Here is a 22,252-nt window from a genome sequence, read left to right as displayed (position 1 = left end):
TTATGTGGTGATCCGCCCGCAAACAGGCGCAATTTGATGTCTGAGCGGAGCCTATCAGGCTCAGGGGGGCTGTCCAGTGAGGAAAGTTTCCGTATGGGGTGCGGGTCGATTTCTGCGACGTTTCGGTCTCTTTCATTTGCGCCAGATCAATGTAATACCGCCACGATTGGGTCTAGTTGACTTAACGCGCGAGTGATTTGACCGGATTTTTGCAGAACATTTCTTGGTTTTGAATGTGCCTGAAAAAGTTTTAGGTTAAGTTTGTCACAACACACAGGATCATGTGGCCCATAATCAGGGGCACTTGGAGGGGAAAATGGACTATAACCTTAAGCTGGACGAAGCCATCGGGCATCTTCACGAAGAAGGCCGCTATCGTACGTTTATCGAGATTGAGCGGCACAAAGGCCATTTCCCACATGCGACCTGGAAGAAACCAGATGGGTCCGAGCAACCGGTGACCGTTTGGTGTGGCAATGACTATTTGGGCATGGGGCAACATGCCTCTGTGCTGGGTGCGATGCACGAAGCGATTGACGCAACGGGCGCCGGGTCTGGCGGAACGCGCAACATCTCTGGCACCACTGTATATCACAAGCGGCTCGAGGCCGAACTTGCAGATCTTCATCAGAAAGAAGACGCCCTGGTGTTCACCTCGGCCTATATTGCCAATGACGCCAGCCTCTCGACCTTGCCAAAACTTTTCCCTGGCCTGATCATTTATTCGGACGCGTTAAACCATGCGTCAATGATCGAAGGGGTGCGTCGCAACGGCGGCAATAAACGCATTTTCCGTCACAATGATGTGGCCCATCTGCGTGAGCTGTTGGAGGCGGACGATTCTGATGCGCCAAAACTGATCGCATTTGAATCAATCTATTCGATGGACGGTGATATTGGTCCGATCGAAGCGATCTGTGACCTTGCCGATGAATTTGGCGCACTGACCTATATCGACGAAGTACACGCCGTTGGCATGTATGGTCCGCGTGGGGCAGGGATCGCGGAACGCGAAGGTCTTATGGATCGCCTGGACATTATCAACGGGACTTTGGCGAAAGCCTTTGGCGTGATGGGCGGCTATATCGCGGCCTCGGCCAAAATGTGTGACGCGATCCGCTCCTATGCGCCGGGATTTATCTTCTCGACGTCAATTCCGCCAGCGGTGGCTGCAGCTGGCGCCGCCTCTGTTGCGCATCTTAAGGCCGATCATGACCTGCGTGAGCAGCATCAGATGCAGGCCCGCATCTTGAAAACCCGCCTAAAAGGGCTGGGTCTCCCAATCATTGATCATGGCACGCATATTGTCCCGGTGATTGTTGGGAACCCGGTGCATACCAAGAAGCTGTCAGACATGCTGCTGGACCAATTTGGTATTTATGTGCAGCCCATCAATTTCCCAACAGTGCCGCGTGGTACCGAACGCTTGCGGTTCACACCTTCACCGGTACATGGCCCCGAAGAGATGGATGCGCTGGTTGAGGCCATGGATGCGCTCTGGTCGCATTGTGAGCTGAATCGCGCCGAGCTTTCGGCCTAAGCTCAATCGACAGATGTATAATTCTTAAGTTTGTGGTAACTTGCTCGTGAAAGGTAGCGGAACATCGAATCGCTACCTTCGCTAGGGACAGGCGAGACTAATCAGGAGCAGGCTGTATGATCGGGCGTTGGGCATCGTCGCGCATCAAGGAAGAGGATAAAGCCGTTGGCTTTGACTCTTATGACCTGCGTCTTGGGGACGTTATGCGCGGTGAGCGCGCTACGCTCGGCAAATCCCTTCTCGACGTACAGCGCGAGCTGAAAATCAAAGCCACCTATATCGCCGCCATTGAAAATGCCGATGCTTCCGCGTTCGAAACGCAGGGGTTTATCGCAGGTTATGTACGTTCCTATGCACGCTACCTTGGACTGAACCCCGAGTGGGCGTTTGAATGTTTCTGCGCCGAATCCGGCTTTGCCACCGCGCACGGTATGTCCAAGGCCGCCTCGACGAAGCCGCAACCCGGTGCTGCAAAAAAAGTGAAACAAAACATTGACCCATTGGCCAACCCAAACGCCACTTGGGTGCCGCAATCCGAAAGCATCTTTGCGCGGATTGAACCCGGCGCGGTGGGATCCGTCGCGGTTTTGGCCGCCCTCGTTGGGGTGTTGGGCTTTGCAGGCTGGTCGGTGTTGCAAGAAATTCAACGTGTGGACTTTGCGCCAATAGAACAAACGCCAGGTGTTTTGTCTGAACTTCCGGTCTTCGAAGGTTCGACTGATCTGGCCGATGCGGGATCTGTAATGGTTCCCCCCTCTGCCGAGGCGCTTGACCGTCTGTATCGCCCCGCTGCACTTGACGTGCCGGTGATGGTGCAACGTGATGCCCCTATTTCCACGCTGGATCCGCGCAATGTTGGCGTTCTGGCCAATGCCTCGCCTCATCTGGGGCAGGCACCATCGGTTCCAGGCGCGCCGATCTTTGATGCGGGCAGCAATGCCCAATCAGTTATTGCGGCTGTGACGGGGGATGCCGGTACACCGCGTTCTGTCCAGGTGTTTGGTGCCGATGCGCCAGAAGTGGTTGTCCTTGCGGTGCGTCCATCCTGGGTGCGCATTCAATCGGCTGACGGATCGGTGATTTTCGAGAAGATCCTGGATGCGGGCGAGCAATACATCTTGCCTAAAACCGAAGCAGCTCCGGTTCTGCGGTCTGGAAATGCCGGTGCAATTTATTTTGCTGTGAATGGCACCGCCTATGGCCCGGCTGGGGAAGGCGCCTCTGTCGTGAAAAATATCGCCTTGTCACAAGACGCTCTGACCGAAACCTATTCGGTGGCAAATGTGGAAGAAGATCAAGCTTTGGCCACTTATGTGGCTGAGCTGCAGTTGAGCCAGTAAACCACGCCATAATCTTTGCGGTGTCTCCGTCTGAACGAACAAGTCGAGTGCGCAATTGCGCGCTCGTTTTTCGTTCTGGCGCTTGTGATAAGGCGACGTGCGAGGTATCTCTGGGCGCAAACCCCTGCGTTGGAAAGGTCCCGTCATGAGCCACAATCCTATTCGCCCTTGGCGTGACATTGAACGTCGGAAATCCCGTCAGGTGATGGTGGGAAATGTGCCGGTGGGCGGCGATGCCCCAATATCGGTACAGACCATGACCAACACCGACAGCTCGGATGTAAAAGCCACATTGGATCAGGTGATTGCGGCGGCAGAGGTCGGTGCAGATATCGTGCGCATTTCTTGCCCAGATGTTGGTGCGACAGCTGCGCTGAAGGAAATCACGCGGGAAAGTCCGGTGCCGATCGTGGCGGACATTCATTTCCATTACAAACGTGCCATTGAAGCGGCCGAAGCAGGGGCGGCTTGTCTGCGCATCAATCCGGGAAACATTGGCGACGCCGGGCGCGTCCGCGATGTGGTGCAAGCTGCGAAAGACCACGGATGTTCCATCCGAATTGGTGTAAATGCCGGCTCACTTGAACGGCATCTTCTTGAAAAATATGGTGAACCCTGCCCGGACGCGATGGTGGAATCAGCGCTCGAACATATCCGACTTCTCGAAGAAAATGACTTTCGCGAGTATAAAATCAGCGTGAAGGCATCAGATGTTTTTCTGTCAGCGGCGGCCTATCAGGGCATTGCCGAGGCCACGGATGCACCGATCCACTTGGGCATTACCGAGGCGGGCGGGCTTGTATCCGGCACCATTAAATCGGCGATTGGGTTGGGCAACCTGCTCTGGTCTGGCATTGGTGATACAATCCGGGTGAGCCTGTCGGCGGACCCGGTGGAAGAAGTGAAAGTGGGGTTTGAGATCCTGAAATCCCTTGGGCTACGGCATCGCGGCATCAATATCATTTCTTGCCCCAGCTGCGCACGCCAAGGCTTTGATGTGATCAAAACTGTCGCAACGCTGGAAGAGCGTTTGGCCCATATTCACACCCCGATGAGCCTGTCGATCATTGGATGCGTGGTCAACGGTCCGGGTGAGGCGCTGATGACAGATGTTGGGTTTACCGGCGGCGGTGCTGGCTCGGGGATGGTCTATGTTGCTGGGAAACAGGACCACAAGCTCGACAATGACAAGATGGTCGAACACATTATTGGTTTGGTTGAAAAGCGCGCGGCTGAGATAGAGGCTGAAACGGCGGCAGACCAAGTCTAGCGTTCAATTTTTGACGATGGATTTGATTGGGAACCGCAGGCCGGTTTCCGTAATCACGGTCAGATTGCCATCATATGACACGTAGAGATCACAGCGCGTTTGCTCGGTGACATAGGTCACGCAAACGGTGCTGTCGGCGCCAAGATGATAGATCCCTTGCCAAACGCCACCGTAGGTATAGAAATACTGCCCATCGCCCCGAAATTCGGATGTCCCACCATCATAATAGGTAAGCGTTTGACCACGCAGAGTTGTTTCTAATTCGGTTTGCGTCAGCAATTGGTCATCTGACCGCGTGTTCCACTCGGACGCAAAACTGGGTGTGGCGAAAATCAAGAGAACGGGGATAAGGCGTTTCATACTGCAACGCTAACCCATGGCGATAAATACACCAGTCACGTTGCAGTGAGGGGGGTCAGCTTTGCTGCTGCCGCCGGGCTTTACGACCGCCGCGACGTTTGGTGAGGTCAGAGCGTCGATCAGGCAGCGCCTTCATAATGGATTGGCGTTCATGTTCCGACATTGTGGACCATGTCGCGATTTCATCCATGGTGCGCAAACATCCGGTGCAAAGGCCTGCTTCTCGGTGAACCACGCAGATTTTCACACAGGGGCTATCGACCTCATTGCGTTGCCAAATCTGTGCGTCGTCAGCCATTACAGATGCCTCATACGGTCCAATACCCCTTGCAGGATATAGCCAGCAGCCACATGGTCAATCACCTCGGAACGACGCTTTCGAGACGTATCCGCCTCCAACAGGGCGCGTTCGGCCGCCACAGTGGACAAACGCTCATCCCAATAACTGATCGGGATGTCGGTCAGTCTGGTCAGGTTTCGGGCAAAAGCACGGGTGGACTGACACCGCGCACCTTCGCTCCCGTCCATGTTTCGGGGCAGGCCAAGGATAATGCCACCGATCTGACGATCAGCCGCGATTTCCAGAATACGCGCGGCATCCAGAGTGAATTTTTTTCGCTTGATGGTTTCAAGCGGTGTTGCGACCTGCCGCAGGCCATCAGAGACGGCGACCCCAACGGTTTTTGTGCCAAGGTCCAATCCGGCCAAAGCGCAAAGAGGCGGAATCGCGTCTTTGAAGTCTTCGATGGCTTCGAAAATCACTCGGCAACACCTGCTTGTTTGGCGGCAATTCGCACAACGTCGAGCGCGTCCGGGTGATCTGTGAACACGTCTTGCGCCTCACCCCAGATTGCAGCGGCACGTTCGGTGTTTCCCAAAACGCCAAGCACAGAAATCAGTCGCGCCCATTCGTCTGGTGTGCCGCCTTCTGTGGCCAGGCGTTCCGACAAACGCTCCACCATGCTTTGGATCATTTCGCCACGATCCGCCTCGCTCATGTCCTGAGCGGCCTCAATGTCTTCTGCGGTTGGTCCGGGTTGTGAGATGTCGCCTGCGGGCGTTGTCCGGGGGGCGGGCGGAGTGTAATCCACACCGGCGGCTTGCGCTAAAAACCCGATTTGGCTGCGGATTGGGGTGATCCAAGGGGCGCCGTCTGGGCCTTCTTCCAGCAGGGCGCGCCACATGCGAAAGGCCAGATCAGGCCGGTCTGTTTGGGCAAACAAAAGCCCGGTATAATAGCGCGCAACGTGATTGCGGGGTTCCTTAATTAACGCAAGGCGCAGCGCCTCTTCAGCTTCGGGAGAGACATATCCACCGGCTGTCATGATCATCACATCGGCTTGTCTCGCGAAGTCATTTGCGGTGGCGTCTTCGCCTTTCACGGCAATCAAGTGATCCATCGCTTCGCGTGCGGCGATGTGGTTCCCAAGGTTGGTTTCATGTTGCACCAACAGATCTAACCCTTTGGGATCATCCGGTTTTTTCCCGACCGAGGCGCGGAGGCTTTTGATCAGTTCAAGATAATCTGCGGGTGTTTCCGCGGGCGGGCCTTCCCACGCGGGGCGTTGGGCTTCGATTTCGGCTTGACCGGGGCGGGTGTCGTGCACCTCTTGAGCCATCGCGATGCGTTTTTTCTGACCTAGGTCCTGTACGCCGGGGGAACCGAGTATCCAGTACAGGCCAAAACCGCCAAGGATCAAAACCAATGCGGCAATCCCAGCGGTGCCACGGGTGATCTTGTCTGGGGCGTCGCTGGCAACTGTGCGCGCTTTGGCGGCGCGGTCGGCGTCCAGAAGACGACGCGAGATTTCCAATCGTGTACGATCAGCTTCCGCACCGGTCACGGTGCCGCGTTCAATATCACGCTCAAGCTCTTTCAGCTGATCGCGATAGATCTGCATGTCAGAGGTGACTTCCGCCCGATCAGCTTCGGGGGATTTGCGCAACATCTGCCGCGAAAGAATGATGACAACTGCCAAAGTGACTGCACCGGTGAGTACCCAGAAAACCATAATGTCCCCGCATCGTTTGTTCCCTATCATGTATAGGGGCTTGGTCGGGTTAAAAACCCCCAAAGCTTAGATGTGACAATTCGGGCGGTCATGACATGATATGGGTCAAGCGATCTGCCCTTTCACAAAGCTGTGAGCCGCGCCACAGACAGGCATGTCGCTTTTTGACCATAAGCGGCGCTGGGTCGTTGTGACGCGCGGGGGGAAATGCGTACAAGACTGAGAAAACCGAAGCCCGAACTGGGGGAATCGCATGAAACGTTATTCGGCATTTGCCATTGCGCGGGAAGCTGCGCGTTATCACGAAGGGTGGGAGCGTGCTTGGACGTCGCCCGCACCTAAGAAGAAATATGATGTGGTAATTGTGGGCGCTGGCGGCCACGGTCTGTCCACGGCCTATTATCTGGGTAAGAATTTTGGGATCACCAATGTGGCGATCATCGAAAAGGGCTGGCTTGGGGGCGGGAATACGGGCCGCAACACAACCATTATCCGCTCGAATTACCTGCAAGACCCGTCTGCGGCGATCTATGAAAAAGCACGTTCGCTGTATGAGACGATGTCGCAGGATCTGAACTATAACGTCATGTTCAGCCCGCGTGGCGTGATGATGCTGGCGCAAACTCAGGCCGAAATTCGCGGTTATGAACGCACCGCGCATGCAAACGCCTTGCAGGGTGTAAAGACTGAGTTCATTTCGCCGGCAAAAGTTAAAGAACTGGTGCCAATCATCAATATTGATGGCCCGCGTTACCCTGTATTGGGGGCGCTGTGGCAAGAACGTGCAGGTACCGCGCGGCACGACGCCGTGGCCTGGGGCTATGCGCGTGCGTGTTCGGCGATGGGCATGGACATCATCCAGAAATGCGAAGTGACCGGGGTGCGCCAAGAGGGCGGCAACGTCAAAGGCGTGTCCACGACCAAAGGCGAGATTGATTGCGATAAGATGGCGATTGTGGTCGCTGGCAACTCTGGCAGCTTGGCAGAAATGGGCGGCTTCCGCTTGCCGATGGAATCGGTGGCCCTGCAAGCGTTGGTGTCAGAACCGATCAAACCCTGCATGGATGTGGTTGTGATGGCCAACACGGTGCACGGTTATATGTCGCAATCCGACAAAGGCGAAATGGTGATCGGCGGCGGCACCGACGGGTTTAACAACTATACCCAACGCGGATCGTTCCACCATGTGGAAGAAACCGTACGGGCGTTGGTTGAGACCTTCCCAATTGTGTCGCGCCTGAAAATGCTGCGCCAATGGGGCGGGATTGTGGATGTGACGGGCGACCGCTCACCGATCATCTCAAAAACACCGCTGGGCAACACCTTTATCAACGCAGGCTGGGGCACGGGCGGATTTAAATCCATTCCGGGGTCTGGCTGGGCGATGGCGGAATTGGTGGCCAAGGGCGAACCGGGGCCACTGGCCGCTGAGTTCGGCATGGATCGCTTCACCGAAGGTCGGTTCATTGATGAAAGCGTCGCCGCTGGCGTTGCGCACTAGGAGGAAATTAAGATGTTGATCCTTGAATGCCCCTATTGCGGCGTTATGGCCGATGAAACGGACCTGCACGGCGACGGCGAAGCGCATCTGAAGCGTTTTGGCCCCGGCTCGTCGGATGATGATTTCGAAGGCTATTTGTTCATGCGTAAAAACCCCAAAGGTGTTCACTTTGAACGCTGGCGGCACGCGTCTGGTTGCGGCAAGTTTTTCCATGCTGCCCGCAACACGATGACGTTGGAAGTTTACGGCACCTATTCCGCGCAAACGCTTGAGCCGCCAAAGGCGATCATCGACGCGGTTAAAGCGAAACACCCAGAGTGGGAGGGCTATAAATGAGCACTCGTCTGGCATCAGGCGGTCGCCTGATCGACCGCAGCAAGGTGAAGAACTTCACCTTTAACGGCAAAAAAATGCAGGGTTATGAGGGCGATACACTTGCCGCAGCTTTGCTTGGTACGGGCCAGACCTTGGTTGGTCGGTCGTTCAAATACCACCGTCCACGGGGCATCCTTGCCTCGGGCGCAGAAGAACCAAACGCTTTGGTGAACATGGGCACCGGCGGGCGGTTTGAACCGAACCAACGTGTAACGACCACCGAGCTTTTTGACGGTCTGACCGCGACGTCGCAAAACCACTGGCCGAGCCTTGAGTTTGATGTGGGGGTCGTGAACAATTATGTGTCGCGTTTCCTGCCAGCTGGTTTCTATTACAAGACATTCATGTTCCCGCGTGCAGGTTGGAAACATGTTTTCGAACCAATTGTGCGCCAATCTGCTGGTTTGGGGCAGGTTCCGACCGAAGGTGACGTAGATCGGTATGAACATTTCTATCACCACACAGATGTCCTGATCGTTGGTGGTGGTGTGGCTGGACTGGCGGCGGCTTTGGCGGCAGGTCAGTCGGGCAAGTCGGTGTTGCTGATGGAACAAACCGCCCATTGGGGGGGCCGTGCGCCTGTTGATGGTGGCACCATTGATGGAAAAGACTGTGGCACTTGGGTAAACGAGACTGTCGCCGCCCTAGAAGCTATGGACAATGTCACCCTGCGCATCCGCACCATGGGGTCGGGTGTTTATGATCACGGCTATGCGCTCGGCTATGAGCGTGTTGCGGATCACACGCCGGGCGACGGGCGTCCGCGTCATCGCCTGTGGCGCATTCGTGCGCAGCAGATCATTACTGCAACCGGGTCGATCGAGCGAACTTTGTCCTTTGCGGGCAACGACATTCCCGGCGTGATGCTGGCGTCTGCGGTGCGCGACTATGTGGTCAATTGGGGCGTTTCCGTTGGTGATCGCACCGTTGTTGTGACCAACAATGATGATGCCTATCGCACGGCTTTGGCTTTGAAAAACGCGGGCCTTGATGTTCCGGTTATTCTGGACGCGCGTCCAGAGGCGACAGGGCCACTGGCCGAGGCTGCGCGTGCCGCGGGCATCCGTGTGGAAGCCGGCAAAGCCATTGCAAAAGTGCATGGCGGCAAGAAAGTGACCGGCGTGTCGATCTGCGCCCAAGTGGGCGAAGGCGCTGCGCTGGAAGAGATTAAATGCGACGCGGTGGCGATGTCTGGCGGCTGGTCGCCGGTTGTGCACCTGTGGTCCCATTGCGGCGGCAAATTGATTTGGGACGAGGCGCACGCGCATTTCCGCCCGGATCCGGATCGCGCACCAACCAGCCATGACGGCAAAGGTTTTGTCATCACAGCGGGTGCAGCTTCTGGCGCGATGTCATTGGCCGACGTGCTGGTTGATGGCGATGCTGCGGGCAAATCTGCTGTCGCCGCTGTTGGGGGGGAGGCTTCAAAAGCCGCCGCTCCTAAATCGGATGCAGAAGAGACCCAGCCTATGGCTGCCGTTTGGATTATGCCGCAAGGTGCAGGTCCGAAAAAGCGCATGAAAATGTGGCTCGATTTCCAAAATGATGTGAAGGTTTCTGATGTTCAACTCGCGGCCCGTGAAGGGTACGAAAGTGTTGAGCACACCAAGCGTTACACCACATTGGGGATGGCGACGGATCAGGGGAAATTGTCAAATATCAATGGCTTGGCGGTTCTTTCTGATGCGCTAAATCAAGAGATCCCAACCACTGGCACAACCACCTTCCGTCCGCCTTACACGCCGATCTCGCTTGGTGCGATCACAGGTGAGGCACGGGGCGAGATCTTTCAACCCATTCGCCGCACGCCGATGCATGAATGGCATGAAGAGCAGGGGGCCTATATGGAACCCGTGGGCCATTGGCGTCGCCCCTACACCTATCCACGCAAGGGCGAAAGCCATGCGGAAGCGGTGAACCGCGAGGTTCTGAACACGCGTGAGCGTTTGGGGCTTTTGGATGCGTCCACCCTTGGCAAGCTGATTGTCAAAGGGGCAGATGCGGGCAAATTCCTCGATATGATGTACACCAACATGATGTCGAACCTGGCTGTGGGCAAATGCCGTTACGGTCTGATGTGTTCCGAAAACGGGTTCCTGTCGGATGACGGTGTTGTCGCGCGCATCGATGAGGATACGTGGCTGTGTCACACCACCTCTGGGGGCGCGGACCGTATTCATGGTCACATGGAAGAGTGGCTGCAATGCGAATGGTGGGACTGGAATGTCTATGTCGCCAATGTGACCGAGCAGTTGGCTCAGGTTGCGGTTGTTGGTCCTAACGCGCGTAAGCTTTTGGAAAAACTGGGTGGGATGGATGTGTCAAAAGAGACGCTTCCGTTCATGCAGTGGAAAGACGGTACATTGGGCGGGTTTGAGGCGCGGGTTTACCGGATCTCCTTCTCGGGTGAGCTTAGCTATGAGATTGCCGTCCCTGCCAGCCAAGGCCGTGCGTTTTGGGACAAGCTGCATGAGGCGGGCGAAGAGTTCGGCGCGATGGCTTATGGCACAGAAGCGCTTCACATCATGCGGGCCGAGAAGGGCTTTATCATGATCGGGGATGAAACCGACGGCACCGTGATCCCACAGGATCTGGGGCTGAACTGGGCGATCTCGAAAAAGAAAGAGGACTTTATCGGCAAGCGGGCGCACACGCGGGCCCATATGGCGGATCCTGAGCGCTGGAAACTGGTGGGGCTTGAGACGCTTGACGGGTCGGTTCTGCCAGATGGTGCCTATGCGCAGGGGGATGGTGAAAACGCGAATGGCCAAAAGACGGTTATCGGTCGCGTGACCTCTACCTATCATTCGCCGACCTTGAAAAAGGGCATTGCCATGGGGCTTGTGTTGCACGGTCCAGACCGGATGGGCGAGGTGATTTCCTTCCCGACCGTTGATGGTACCAACACAGTGATTAAGGCGCGGATCTGTGATCCGGTCTTCTATGACAAAGACGGAGAGAAGCAAAATGTCTAATGCTGTTTCTACGCTGAATGGCGCCAGCTTTGATGGCTATGTGCGCGTCGAAGAACAGGGCCTTGTGGGCATGATCACCTTGCGTGGCGATCTTGCATCAAAGCCCTTGGCCAAGGCTGTCAAAGCGGCCACGGGTGCTGCGATGCCCGGGCAGGGGGAGATTGCATCAGGTGACAAAGGTCGTGTTGGCTGGATGTCCCCGGATGAGCTCTTGCTGATCGTGGATCATGCGGACGCAAATGACATGGTTGCGGCGCTCACCAAGGCTTTGGCAGGCGAGCATGCATTGGCCGTGAATGTGTCAGATGCGCGGACTGTGTTTCGCATCATCGGTGCGGCCACCCGCGAGGTGGTTGCCAAGGTGAGCCCTGCGGATGTGAATGCTTTGTCACCGGGGCAATTGCGCCGCACACGCATTGCGCAAATCCCAGCAGCGTTTCATCTGATTGATGAGGAAACAGCCGAATTGGTCTGCTTCCGATCGGTCGGCAAATATGCGTTTGATCTGTTGAAAGACGCGGCTTTGCCGGGTGGTGAGGTATACGCCTAAAAAACTGATGACTTTTGCTAAAGTCATGCAAGCCTTTCCCAATTTGCCCAATTTAACTTGGGTGAGGCGGGGAAGGTTTTTGGGTTGCTTCGGCGACATCGGGGCGCTTCTGTTGGGCCTGCCTTACTTTCGTCGGCAAAGCTGTAACCGTGCCAAGCGAAAGCCGCGCTTTGTGTTTCAGAACAAAAACCGTCGATATTTTCGGCGGTTTTTCCGTCTCTGCCCTTGACCGCAAGGGGCATGGTGCCCCATCTAGAACGTAACTGAAACACGCGATTTAAGGGGCCCGATATGGCTTTTGAACTTCCTGATCTTCCCTATGCTCACGATGCACTTGCCGATCTTGGCATGTCTGCAGAAACGATGGAGTACCACCATGACCTGCACCACAACGCCTATGTGACCAATGGCAACGCCGCGATTGCGGGCACCGAATGGGAGGGTAAGACCCTCGAAGAGATCATCACCGGCACCTATGACAAAACGTCCGTGGCGCAAAACGGGATCTTCAACAACATCTCGCAGTTGTGGAACCACAACCAATTCTGGGAGATGATGGGGCCGGGCAAATCGGCCATGCCGGGTGAGCTGGAAAAGGCGCTTGTTGAGAACTTTGGCTCGGTAGACGACTTCAAATCGCAGTTTTCCGCAGCGGGCGCAGGTCAGTTTGGATCTGGCTGGTGCTGGTTGGTGAAAAACGCCGATGGGTCTTTGGCTGTGACCAAAACCGAAAACGGTGTGAACCCATTGTGCTTTGGCCAGACCGCATTGCTGGGTTGCGATGTGTGGGAGCACAGCTATTACATTGATTTCCGTAACAAACGTCCGGTTTACCTGTCCAACTTCCTGGACAACCTTGTGAACTGGGAAAATGTTGCCTCGCGCATGTGAATGCCGCGTTAACAGAGATGATTGGGCCGCTCAGTGAGCGGCCCTTTTTGTTTGCGTTATTGCTTTAACGCGCTTTTTAGGGCGGCTGTCGCGGCAGGGACATCATCTGCAATATGAATGAACTCCTTAACGCTTTCATCCGCGAACCCTTGCGCAACGATGTGATCCATCAATGCGATCAGCGGATCCCAATAGCCCAGAACATTCAACAGCACGATTGGCTTGTCATGCAGCCCAAGTTGTCGCCATGTCAGGACCTCGAAAAACTCATCCAGTGATCCCGCGCCACCCGGAAGCACAACAATGGCGTCCGAGTTCATAAACATGACCTTTTTCCGCTCGTGCATGTTTTCCGTCACGATGAAACTTGTCAGATCGCGCTTGCCGACTTCCCAATCCATCAAATGTTGGGGGATCACGCCAAAGGTTTCTGCGCCCGCATCTTGGGCGGCCTTGGCGACGGTTCCCATCAGCCCAACATCGCCGGCCCCATAAACAAGGCGCCAGTTTTCCAGTGCCAGCCCCGCCCCCAATTCACGAGCGGCATCCCCATAAGCAGGGTTGGTTCCAAAGCGTGCGCCGCAGAAAACACAAATAGATGCTGTACGGGCCATGTCGTCATCCTTCAATAGACCTTTTGACCGGTGTTACCGGGATTGTTAAGCTGGCTCAAGTCGCGGTGAAACAATCGCAATAACGGTGGGGTAGGCTGGGGATTTTTGCCTTTCACCATTCGTTGGGGCAGGCGGGCCGTGATGCGTACAGGCAAGTAACAAAAAACAGGTTGGGTCTTCGACGGGGAAGGTCGTGAGATCAACCGTGAGGGGATGATGATGACATCAAATGAAACGCCCAAACTGGGCGCAGGCGGATTGGCGGTGGGTGGCACGGTGATTGCCATAGTTTTGGCGGCGTTCGGCTGGTGGATGACACAAAATGATGCACCAACGGTGGTGAAAGCACCTATGTTGGAACAGCCATCGCAGGGTGTTGCACCCAAGACTTCACTTGATGATGTCACCTCTCTCCCCGAAACTCCGCCCGAACCGGATCCGGAAAATGTACCTGCGACAGCTCTCCCCCCCCGGTTTGATGTTGTCCGCGTGGAGCCTGACGGCGCATCGGTTATTGCAGGGCAAGCCACGCCGGGTTCAAAAGTCGAGCTTTTGGTCGATGGTCAACCCGTGGGCACCACGCAAACCGATGCCAATGGCAATTTCGTGGCTCTGTTCACCTTAGCCCCATCTGACACGCCTCGCGTCATGAGCCTGCTGGTTGATGGCAAGGCTGTTCAATCCTCGGAACAATCCGTGATTGTCGGTCCAACCAAAGCACCAAGACCCGAGGCTGACGCAACGTCCGTAACAGCCGCACTGGATGCGCCTGTGCCGGGGGGAGACACGGGTGATACGGTGCCAGAGGTGGCGGCCGAAGCCCCCGTTGAACAACCCCAAAGCCCGCAGGTTTTGCTGGCGGATCAGGAAGGAATTGTGGTCATCCAAGACGCGGGTGAAAATGGCGAACCTGTTGATGTCAGTCTGGACAGTATTTCCTATGATGAGACTGGCGTGGTTGCCTTGGCCGGACGGGGGACTGCGACGCAAACTATTCATATCTATTTGGATAATGCGCGGATTGCCGAAGGGCGGATTTCTGAAAATGGTCAGTGGCGGGTGATGCTGAATGATGTGGATGCAGGGATTTATACGATGCGCATCGAGGCATTGGATGGCGCAGAAAACGTGACATCGCAACTTGAAACGCCGTTCAAGCGAGAAGACCCCGCACAGCTTGCAGCATTGTCCGAAGCTCCTGCTGATGTGCAAACCGAAGATGTGAACGAGGGCAAAGATGCGCTCGCTGCCCCAAAAGAACCGGCCATTCATGAGGCAAAAACACCGAGTTCAGATGGCGCAAACGGCACAACCACCAATTCCTTGGAGGTTGCAGTGGCGAATGGCTCTGACGGGCAAGAAACGCCTGTAACACCGCCGGCGACGCAAGAGGATGCAGAGGTCGCCTTGACCCAAGACGCCCTGCCTGACCCTGCAAGGGGACCGTCTGCAGACGCTCAATTGAATGCAGAGCAGGACGAGGGCGATGTTGCCGTTGAGGCCGCAAATGCCACTGGCGAAACTACCTCTCGTCCGCGCGTTGTGACCGTGCAAGCCGGGGCAACGCTGTGGGCGATTGCACGCGATAACCTGGGGGAAGGGACGCTTTATGTTCAGGTGTTTGATGCCAATCGTGACAAGATCAGCAACCCCGATCTGATCTATCCAGGACAGGTTTTTGCGGTGCCGGGCCAACAATAGCATTAAAAACAGTTTTCAACCCTCGACCTTGGACAGGTGGGCCCTTATCTGTAGGGTCCGCCTGAAATCCGTCTATTGGACGCGTCAGCCAGCAAAGAAGCGAGCATGCGACATTCCCATATCACTGCCACACAGGCACCCGAAGACAGCGTGCAGATCATTAAGCGTGTTTCCCCATATCTTTGGCCAAAGGGACAGGCTTGGGTAAAGCGCCGTGTCGTCTGGGCGATGGCAATGTTGCTCTTGGCCAAAGTCGTCACCGTTTTTACGCCGTTTCTTTATAAAGCGGCTGTGGATGCGCTGGCGGGCGATGCTGCGAATCCGGCCACATGGCTTGGCCTTGGGGCCGTGGGGTTGACGCTCGCCTATGGCGGTGCTCGGTTGATGTCGAATGGGTTTCAACAGTTACGAGATGCGATCTTTGCGAAGGTGGGGCAACGGGCCTTGCGCCAATTGGCACTGGAAACCTTTACCCATATTCACCGCCTGTCCATGCGCTATCACATCTCGCGCAAAACAGGCGGTCTGAGCCGGATCATTGAGCGTGGTGTCAAAGGGGTGGATTTCCTTCTGCGCTTTTTGCTTTTCTCAATGGGGCCGCTGGCCCTTGAATTGGCGATGGTCTCTGCGATTTTGTTTTTCGTCTTTGATGTTTGGTACTTAGCTGTCGTTGTTGCGACGATTTGGGCCTATGTCTGGTTCACGTTCAAAGTCACCGAGTGGCGGGTGAAAATCCGCAAAGAGATGAACGACCAAGACACCGATGCGAACCAAAAAGCAATCGACAGCCTGCTGAATTTTGAGACAGTCAAGTATTTTGGCGCCGAGGCGCGCGAGGCAGAGCGGTATGATGTGGCGATGGCGGGGTATGAGCGGGCCGCACTTAAGACCTCGTATTCGCTGGCTTTTCTAAATTTTGGACAAGCCTTTCTGATCACGGGTGGCTTGGTGGCCGTCATGGTCTTGGCGGCAATGGGGGTTCAGCAAGGCAAACTGACTGTTGGCGATTTCGTCATGGTCAACGCCTATATGATCCAGATCACCATGCCGCTGAACTTTTTGGGCACCGTATATCGCGAAATTCGGCAATCCTTGGTCGATATGGGTGAAATGTTCACGTTGTTGGAACAGCCCGCAGAAGTGAACGACAAACCCAATGCGCCCGACCTCAAGGTGGCTGGCGGGGCGTTGACCTTTGAGGATCTTCACTTTGGCTATGATGACGAACGTGCCATTTTGAAGGGTGTCTCATTGCAGGTGCCAGCGGGGCAGACGGTCGCCATTGTCGGACCATCGGGATCGGGGAAATCCACCATCGGTCGGCTGTTGTTCCGGTTTTATGATGTCAGTGGCGGGGCGTTGAAAATTGACGGGCAGGACATTCGCGATATCACGCAGACCAGTCTTCATAAGGCCATTGGCGTGGTGCCGCAGGACACAGTTTTGTTCAATGACTCGATCTATTACAACATCGCGTACGGTCGACCAGACGCCAGCCGTGAAGAGGTCGAAGAGGCTGCGCGGGCCGCGAAGATACACGATTTTATCATGGGCCTGCCTGATGGATATGACACCTCAGTTGGAGAGCGTGGGCTGAAGCTGTCTGGCGGTGAAAAGCAACGTGTGGGTATCGCGCGGACATTGCTTAAGAACCCGCCGATCTTGCTGTTGGACGAGGCGACCTCGGCGCTTGACACGCAAACCGAGCGCGACATTCAGGACAGTCTGCGCGAAATGGGCCTAGGGCGCACGGTGATTACCATTGCCCACCGTCTGTCGACCATTGCTGATGCGGATCAGATTGTGGTTCTGGAACAAGGCAAAATTGTCGAACAGGGGCGCCACGAAGATCTTTTGGCGCGTCAGGGCCGGTATTCTGCCATGTGGGCGCGTCAAGCCAGCGAGGAAGAAGCGGCGTAAAGCTGGAACTCTGATTGACTGCTGGGGTAACGAATTGGAGCGGGTCTGATGCGACCCGCTCCTTTTTCATGTTATGACTTCGCCGGGGCTGCGTCGAGATTGTCTGCGATCGTTTCCGCGTCCGCGTCATCCGCAGAAGCTTGTGTGCTGCGGTCCATGCCCGGCGCAACCTTGGGATCCTCGGGGTGCAAGGGTGCACTGACCGGTGCGCTGTCCACCGCCCGGTCATCAATATCTCCCCACTGGATCTCATCCACGTCCTTTTTCCGGGCCGCGCGCTGGAGGGCAACATCACGGGCCGTTTGGCTATGACGTTGCGCCAAGGCGCGCAGTTCGGAAACGGAACGGTAAGCACCCGCCGACACCCAGACCCGCAAGGCGAGCATTGAGGGGGTGAAGACCAGTGTCAGTACCGTCGCAATCCCAAGGCCAAAGACAACGGCTGTAGCCAGCTGTTTCCACCACAGGGCCGTTGGCGCATCAATGGAATAGCCGCCGTTAAAGAAGTCGAGTGACAAGCCAAACATCATTGGCGCAAGACCGGCCATTGTGGTGATTGTCGTCAACAACACCGGGCGAATGCGCGCTTCTGCCGTGCGGGTGATGGCTTCGAGCTTGGGCATATAGCGCGAGTAGTCTTGATAGGTGTCGATCAACACAATGTTGTTGTTCACCACAATCCCCGCCAACGCCACGATCCCTGTTCCGGTCATAATGATCGAAAACGGCTGGCCCATCACCATCATCCCGATCAGAACACCGGTGGTGGACAGGACCACCGCCAGTAGGACCAAGACCGAGTTATAGAGGCTGTTGAACTGCGCCAACAGGATGATGAACATCAGGAACAATGCGCCTGTAAAGGCCTGCCCCAAAAAGGCTTGGCTCTCTGCCTGATCTTCCTGATCGCCGGTCCATTCGAATGTCACGCCATCGGGCAGGCCAACCTCTTTGGCCCAATCGGTCAGCGTGGCAATGCGTTCGCCGGGGGTGACCGGGACACGCGTAAGACCCGTGTCGCTTGCGGTGATCTCATCGGCTTCAGCCAGAGAGACAACCTGCGTTCCCCCGTCTGCATCCACAAGTTTGACCAAATCAGGTGCGACCCCAGCTTTCACATCGTAATACCGGCTTTGATCTACGCGATCAATTTGCGCAAGGCTGGGCACAGGTTGGCGTGTGACAAAGTTAGACAAAGGCACAAGCCCGGTTGCCGTGCGCAGTTTAAGCGTGTCCAGCGTTGACAACAGTCGCTGAGTTTCCGGCAGGCGCACGCGGATCTCAATCTCCTCGTCCGAGCTGTCGACCCGCATGGTATCAAGCAAGATCCCATTGGTCACAAGCTGCACCATGCCGCCAACAGTGGCCACATTGGTGCCGTACCGCCCCGCTTTTTCAACATCCACATCCAACTGCCAGTCGATGCCGGGCAGGGGAAGGGTATCCTCGATTTGAACGAGACCCGGGGTGCTGTTGAACTTGGCGACCGCCATTTCGGTTGCGGCCCGAAGTGACGTCCAATCGTCCCCTTTCAGGCGCAGATGGACTGGTTTGGCCGAGGCCGGTCCCCGGTTCAGGTTCAACACCTCAAACCGAATGCCCGGCAGCTCCGCCAACCGTTCTTCCAGCTTGGCCATGACAAAATCGCCATCATATTCTGGATCAATTTCGGTGGTGGTGAAGGGCAGAAAACCAAACAGCTTGATGTCTTTTTCAATGGATGGGCGATCATCCCAAGCCACCAGTTCCAGCTGGAGCTGGCCGATGGTGTCGCGTGGCCCGCTGGCCCCGCCGGTGTTTTGGTTTAGCCCCCCGTCGCCCGCAAAGGCAAATACGGTTTCCACCCCTTTGGTGGCCAAAGCAACATCTTCGACCTGCCGAACCATTGCATCCTTTTCCTGCACCGAAAGGTTGCCACGGGCACGAACAAAGACAATCGCTTGCTCTGGCTCACTGTCGGTAAAGAACTCGACCCCTTTGTTGTTGCCGCTAAAGGTGATGAACGTCGCGACCACAAAGGCCACCACAGACATGATGGTCACAATCGGCATGATTGGGTTGCCGGAGATGAAGTGAATGATGCTCCCGAACCAGCTGCGTTGATAGCCAGAGGTCACCTTTGTTGCGGGTTTGCCGAAAGAGATGGTCCCGACAGAGATAGAGAGCATAGACGTGGATAGCAGGAATAAGAGAGTGCCTGGAATAAATCTGGCCAATCCCTCTGACGGCTCGTTGATCAAGAAACCAGGGTTGATGAGCTGCGCGAGGGACACAAGCAGCAACGCAAGAGACACGAGCACCAGAGCGAGCCTGATCCAGAGGCGAAGAGGTCTAAGCGCCTCTGAAATATGGGCAAAGATGCGGCTCAATCGTCCGGACACCCCCCCAACAACTGGCAGATAGACCAGCGCCACCAAAAGGGATGCAGACAACACAAAGATCAGTGTTTTTGGCAGCCATCCCATGAATTGCCCCGGAATGCCGGGCCAAAACAGCATCGGCAAAAACGCACAAAGCGTGGTGGCGGTTGAACTGACGATGGGCCAGAACATACGTTTGGCCGCGCGGGTATAGGCCTCCATTGGGCCGACGCCCTCGTTGATCTTTTTATCGGCGTATTCGACGACAACAATTGCGCCATCCACCAACATCCCGACCGCGAGGATAAGCCCAAACATCACAATGTTGGACACCGTCACACCCAGCACGCCAAAGAGGGCAAAGGTCAAAAGGAACGACGTTGGAATGGCAAAACCAACCAGCAACGCAGAGCGCACACCAAGGGCGGCTAGGACAACAATCATCACCAATGCGATGGCGGTGATCACCGACCCTTCGAGTTGTTTGACCATGCTGTCGACCACAAAGCTTTGGTCGTTTGAGGTGCCAACATGCACCGCCTGGCGCAGTTCTTTGGGCCATTGAAGGCTGACGTCCTCAACGATCTGACGGACTTTGGCGGCGGTATCAATCAGGTTGAAACCTTTGCGTTTAACCACCTGCAACGCAACCGTCGTTTCCCCATTAAAGCGTGCCGTGCCTGCCCGGTCTTCGAACGTCAGGCGAATGGTGGCCAAATCGCCCAAGGTGACGACACTGTCGCCGTTGACCTTTACGGGCAGGTTATAAACATCTTCAACTTCGTCGAACGATGAGGGGATTTTGACCGAGGCGGCCCCGGTTGCTGTTTTGACTTCGCCAGCCGCGATCAATTGATTGTTGCTTTGTACAACATTGATCAATTCGCCCGCGGTGACATTGTATGCCTCAAGGCGCAGCGGGTCGATTTCGACCTCAAGCATTTCATCACGATACCCCGCAAGGGAGGCTTCAAGAACGGCGTCCAGACCTTCAAGCCGGTCCTGCAGGTCTTGCGCCACCCGGATCAGCGTGCGTTCAGGAACTGGGCCGGTGAGGTTCACAATGATGATCGGAAACTCAGAAAAGTTGATCTCGTTGATCGAATATTTCTCAAACCCGCTTGGAAAATTTCCTTCGGCTGTGTTCATCGCGTCGCGCACGTCGGCCATGACGGTGGTTTTGTCCCAGCCAAATTCAAATTCCAGTGCAACCCCCGCGTAGTTTTCAGCGGCGGTGCCTGACATGGTTTTCAGCCCGTCAATGTCTGCCAACTCGTTTTCCATCGTGCGCACCAACAGGCGTTCGCTGTCAGCGGCAGAAATGCCGGGGAAGGGGACCGAGACAAAGAGGGCAGGGATTTCAATATCCGGCTCGCCCTCTTTTGGAAGGTTTACATAGGCCAAAACCCCTGCCGCAATTGACAAGAACACAAAGGCGATGACCATTCTGGCCCGTTCTGCGGCCCAGTCTACGATGCCGATCATGCGCCCGGTTCCTGCAATGTAACATCAAGGGCGACACCGTCTGTGACATAATGATGGCCAACAATGATGACCTTGGCCTCATCTTCCAGCCCTGTGACCCACACCCCATCTTTCGTATCGCGTACCATGTTTACCGGGGCAAACCCTGCGCGGTCTCCTTCAAGAACGATGCGGACGCCCAATTGCCCGTCATCATCCAGGGTCAGGGCACTTTGTGGCAAAAGATGTGCTTTGCGTCCGTCGGCAGCAATGGCGATCTCTACGGTGCGTCCCTCGCGCAAGGTTGCGGTGCTGTTGTCGGCTTCGACTTCCACGCGGAAGGTCCGTGTGTTTGGGTCCGAACTGTCCGCGACATAGGTCACCACGCCGGAAATGCTATCACCGGTGGTCAATCGTGCCTTGGCTGTGCTGCCAAGGTCGACAAGGTCGACCATAATTTCGGGCAAAAACCCAACAAGCTTGATCGGGTTCAACTGAATGATGCTGGCGCAATCTGCTCCGGGCTGCAAAAGCGAGCCGAGCTCGGCTGTGTCCGTTTCAAGAATACCGTCAAAAGGGGCGATGATTTCTGTATTTTCAAGTTCGCGTTGCGCGGCGGCAACCGCGGCCTCGGCCGCTTGAATGGACGCTGAGGAACTTGAGGACCCGGATTGCTGCGCGACAACACCGGCGCGGGCCGCTTCAACCGCCGCACGGGCGTTGGCAACGCGGGTGTCCGACGCAAACCCCCCTTCGGACAATTTGTCAGCGGCGTTGAGGTTGATCAGGGCCTCGTCAAGTCGTGCCCGTGCTTCGGAAACGCGTGCATCTGCCTCGGGTGCGCGGGCGCGTGCAACATCAAGGTCTGCGAGCGCTTTCGACAGGTTGGCCGCCCGTGTGCCGGGATCAAGCCGACAAAGCAGGTCGCCGGCCGCAACGCGTTGTCCTTTTTGCAGCGGCTCAGAGATAACCTGACCAGAGGTTTCAGCGCGCACAACAACGCGACGCGAGGCTTCGGTGCGCCCGCGTACCACAACCGCACTTTCAATGTCGCGCGATGTAGAGGCGATTGCGATGACCGAGACCTTAACCTCGCCTTCGGTTGATGTGTCGCTGTCTGTCGCGGCTTGTGCGCTGTTTTCTGCGGCCGCCTCCGTTGGGGTATTTGAGGCATCTGTCAGCCAGCCACGCTGAAAAATTGCGACGTAAAGGCCAAAGACCACGATGATGGCGGTCAGAATAGGAAAAAGGCGCATGAGAGATCCTGTTGGTTTTTCTATCAGGCAGAATATGAATTTTCAGAAAAAGATAGGAGCTGTCTAAGGCGGGAACAAGGCGTAATGTAAAAATAGTTCACATTTGGGCGATGAGCGATTGCA

General features: G+C 55.9%; 17 protein-coding genes. 10 read left to right on the top strand and 7 right to left on the bottom strand.

Annotated elements, in window-relative coordinates:
• The first annotated feature begins 316 nt into the window (after positions 1 to 316).
• The 3 genes from hemA to ispG all read left to right on the top strand — a co-directional run bounded on the left by hemA (position 317) and on the right by ispG (position 4,150).
• The gene (gene hemA, locus KKW20_RS08685; protein WP_214567490.1) at positions 317 to 1,540 is read left to right on the top strand and encodes a 5-aminolevulinate synthase; all 1,224 of its coding nucleotides are present in this window, start codon (positions 317 to 319) and stop codon (positions 1,538 to 1,540) included.
• Positions 1,541 to 1,656: 116 nt separating this feature from the next.
• Positions 1,657 to 2,880, top strand: coding sequence for a helix-turn-helix domain-containing protein (locus KKW20_RS08680; protein WP_214567489.1), 1,224 nt, complete (start codon positions 1,657 to 1,659; stop codon positions 2,878 to 2,880).
• A 145-nt stretch (positions 2,881 to 3,025) separates the two neighbouring features.
• A complete protein-coding gene (gene ispG / locus KKW20_RS08675; RefSeq protein WP_214567488.1) occupies positions 3,026 to 4,150 on the top strand; it encodes a flavodoxin-dependent (E)-4-hydroxy-3-methylbut-2-enyl-diphosphate synthase in 1,125 nt (374 codons plus the stop codon).
• Positions 4,151 to 4,153: 3 nt separating this feature from the next.
• On the opposite strand, the gene KKW20_RS08670 is transcribed toward ispG, so the two are convergent.
• From KKW20_RS08670 to ccmI, 4 genes are read right to left on the bottom strand one after another with little or no spacing between them, the layout of a single operon-like run.
• Positions 4,154 to 4,510 carry a hypothetical protein gene (locus KKW20_RS08670; RefSeq protein ID WP_214567487.1) on the bottom strand — a complete coding sequence of 119 codons (357 nt, stop codon included), beginning with the start codon at positions 4,508 to 4,510 and terminating at the stop codon, positions 4,154 to 4,156.
• A gap of 55 nt (positions 4,511 to 4,565) precedes the next feature.
• The gene (locus KKW20_RS08665; protein ID WP_214567486.1) at positions 4,566 to 4,808 is read right to left on the bottom strand and encodes a DUF1289 domain-containing protein; all 243 of its coding nucleotides are present in this window, start codon (positions 4,806 to 4,808) and stop codon (positions 4,566 to 4,568) included.
• The gene (gene ruvX, locus KKW20_RS08660) at positions 4,808 to 5,272 is read right to left on the bottom strand and encodes a Holliday junction resolvase RuvX (RefSeq protein WP_214567485.1); all 465 of its coding nucleotides are present in this window, start codon (positions 5,270 to 5,272) and stop codon (positions 4,808 to 4,810) included. Before ruvX ends, KKW20_RS08665 begins: the two co-directional genes overlap by 1 nt.
• Positions 5,269 to 6,522: a c-type cytochrome biogenesis protein CcmI gene (gene ccmI / locus KKW20_RS08655; protein ID WP_214567484.1), complete on the bottom strand. Its 1,254-nt coding sequence runs from the start codon at positions 6,520 to 6,522 to the stop codon at positions 5,269 to 5,271. Before ccmI ends, ruvX begins: the two co-directional genes overlap by 4 nt.
• A 253-nt stretch (positions 6,523 to 6,775) precedes the next feature.
• On the opposite strand from ccmI, the gene KKW20_RS08650 reads away from it, so the two are divergent.
• From KKW20_RS08650 to KKW20_RS08630, 5 genes are all read left to right on the top strand, one after another.
• On the top strand, positions 6,776 to 8,023 hold the full coding sequence (locus KKW20_RS08650; RefSeq protein ID WP_214567483.1) for a sarcosine oxidase subunit beta family protein: 1,248 nt from the start codon (positions 6,776 to 6,778) through the stop codon (positions 8,021 to 8,023).
• 12 nt (positions 8,024 to 8,035) lie between these two features.
• Complete coding sequence (locus KKW20_RS08645) at positions 8,036 to 8,359, top strand: sarcosine oxidase subunit delta (protein ID WP_214567482.1); 324 nt, start codon at positions 8,036 to 8,038, stop codon at positions 8,357 to 8,359.
• Complete coding sequence (locus tag KKW20_RS08640) at positions 8,356 to 11,373, top strand: sarcosine oxidase subunit alpha family protein (RefSeq protein ID WP_214567481.1); 3,018 nt, start codon at positions 8,356 to 8,358, stop codon at positions 11,371 to 11,373. The genes KKW20_RS08645 and KKW20_RS08640 overlap by 4 nt, the downstream gene beginning before the upstream one ends.
• Entirely contained in the window at positions 11,366 to 11,923 is a 558-nt protein-coding gene (locus KKW20_RS08635; protein WP_214567480.1) for a sarcosine oxidase subunit gamma, read from the top strand. Before KKW20_RS08640 ends, KKW20_RS08635 begins: the two co-directional genes overlap by 8 nt.
• Positions 11,924 to 12,214: 291 nt before the next feature.
• Positions 12,215 to 12,814: a superoxide dismutase gene (locus KKW20_RS08630; RefSeq protein WP_214567479.1), complete on the top strand. Its 600-nt coding sequence runs from the start codon at positions 12,215 to 12,217 to the stop codon at positions 12,812 to 12,814.
• A gap of 56 nt (positions 12,815 to 12,870) precedes the next feature.
• On the opposite strand, the gene KKW20_RS08625 is transcribed toward KKW20_RS08630, so the two are convergent.
• Positions 12,871 to 13,428, bottom strand: a complete 558-nt coding sequence (locus KKW20_RS08625; RefSeq protein WP_214567478.1) for an LOG family protein — start codon at positions 13,426 to 13,428, stop codon at positions 12,871 to 12,873.
• Between the two features lie 219 nt (positions 13,429 to 13,647).
• Between KKW20_RS08625 and KKW20_RS08620 the strand changes: the two genes are divergently transcribed.
• Both KKW20_RS08620 and KKW20_RS08615 read left to right on the top strand, forming a co-directional pair.
• Entirely contained in the window at positions 13,648 to 15,129 is a 1,482-nt protein-coding gene (locus KKW20_RS08620; RefSeq protein WP_246534517.1) for a LysM peptidoglycan-binding domain-containing protein, read from the top strand.
• A gap of 105 nt (positions 15,130 to 15,234) precedes the next feature.
• Positions 15,235 to 17,049, top strand: a complete 1,815-nt coding sequence (locus KKW20_RS08615) for an ABCB family ABC transporter ATP-binding protein/permease (protein WP_214567477.1) — start codon at positions 15,235 to 15,237, stop codon at positions 17,047 to 17,049.
• Between the two features lie 71 nt (positions 17,050 to 17,120).
• On the opposite strand, the gene KKW20_RS08610 is transcribed toward KKW20_RS08615, so the two are convergent.
• Together KKW20_RS08610 and KKW20_RS08605 are read right to left on the bottom strand one after the other, a co-directional pair.
• Positions 17,121 to 20,894 carry an efflux RND transporter permease subunit gene (locus KKW20_RS08610; RefSeq protein ID WP_214567476.1) on the bottom strand — a complete coding sequence of 1,258 codons (3,774 nt, stop codon included), beginning with the start codon at positions 20,892 to 20,894 and terminating at the stop codon, positions 17,121 to 17,123.
• Positions 20,891 to 22,129 (bottom strand): efflux RND transporter periplasmic adaptor subunit, encoded by a 1,239-nt coding sequence (locus tag KKW20_RS08605; RefSeq protein WP_214567475.1) that lies wholly within the window; start codon positions 22,127 to 22,129, stop codon positions 20,891 to 20,893. The genes KKW20_RS08610 and KKW20_RS08605 overlap by 4 nt, the downstream gene beginning before the upstream one ends.
• Between the last annotated feature and the right edge of the window lie 123 nt (positions 22,130 to 22,252).

This window comes from Aliiroseovarius lamellibrachiae (assembly GCF_018599245.1).
GTDB classification, from domain to species: Bacteria; Pseudomonadota; Alphaproteobacteria; order Rhodobacterales; family Rhodobacteraceae; genus Aliiroseovarius; species Aliiroseovarius lamellibrachiae.
The sequence above is the reverse complement of the archived record's forward strand: the minus strand, read 5'-3'. Positions and strand labels throughout refer to the sequence as shown.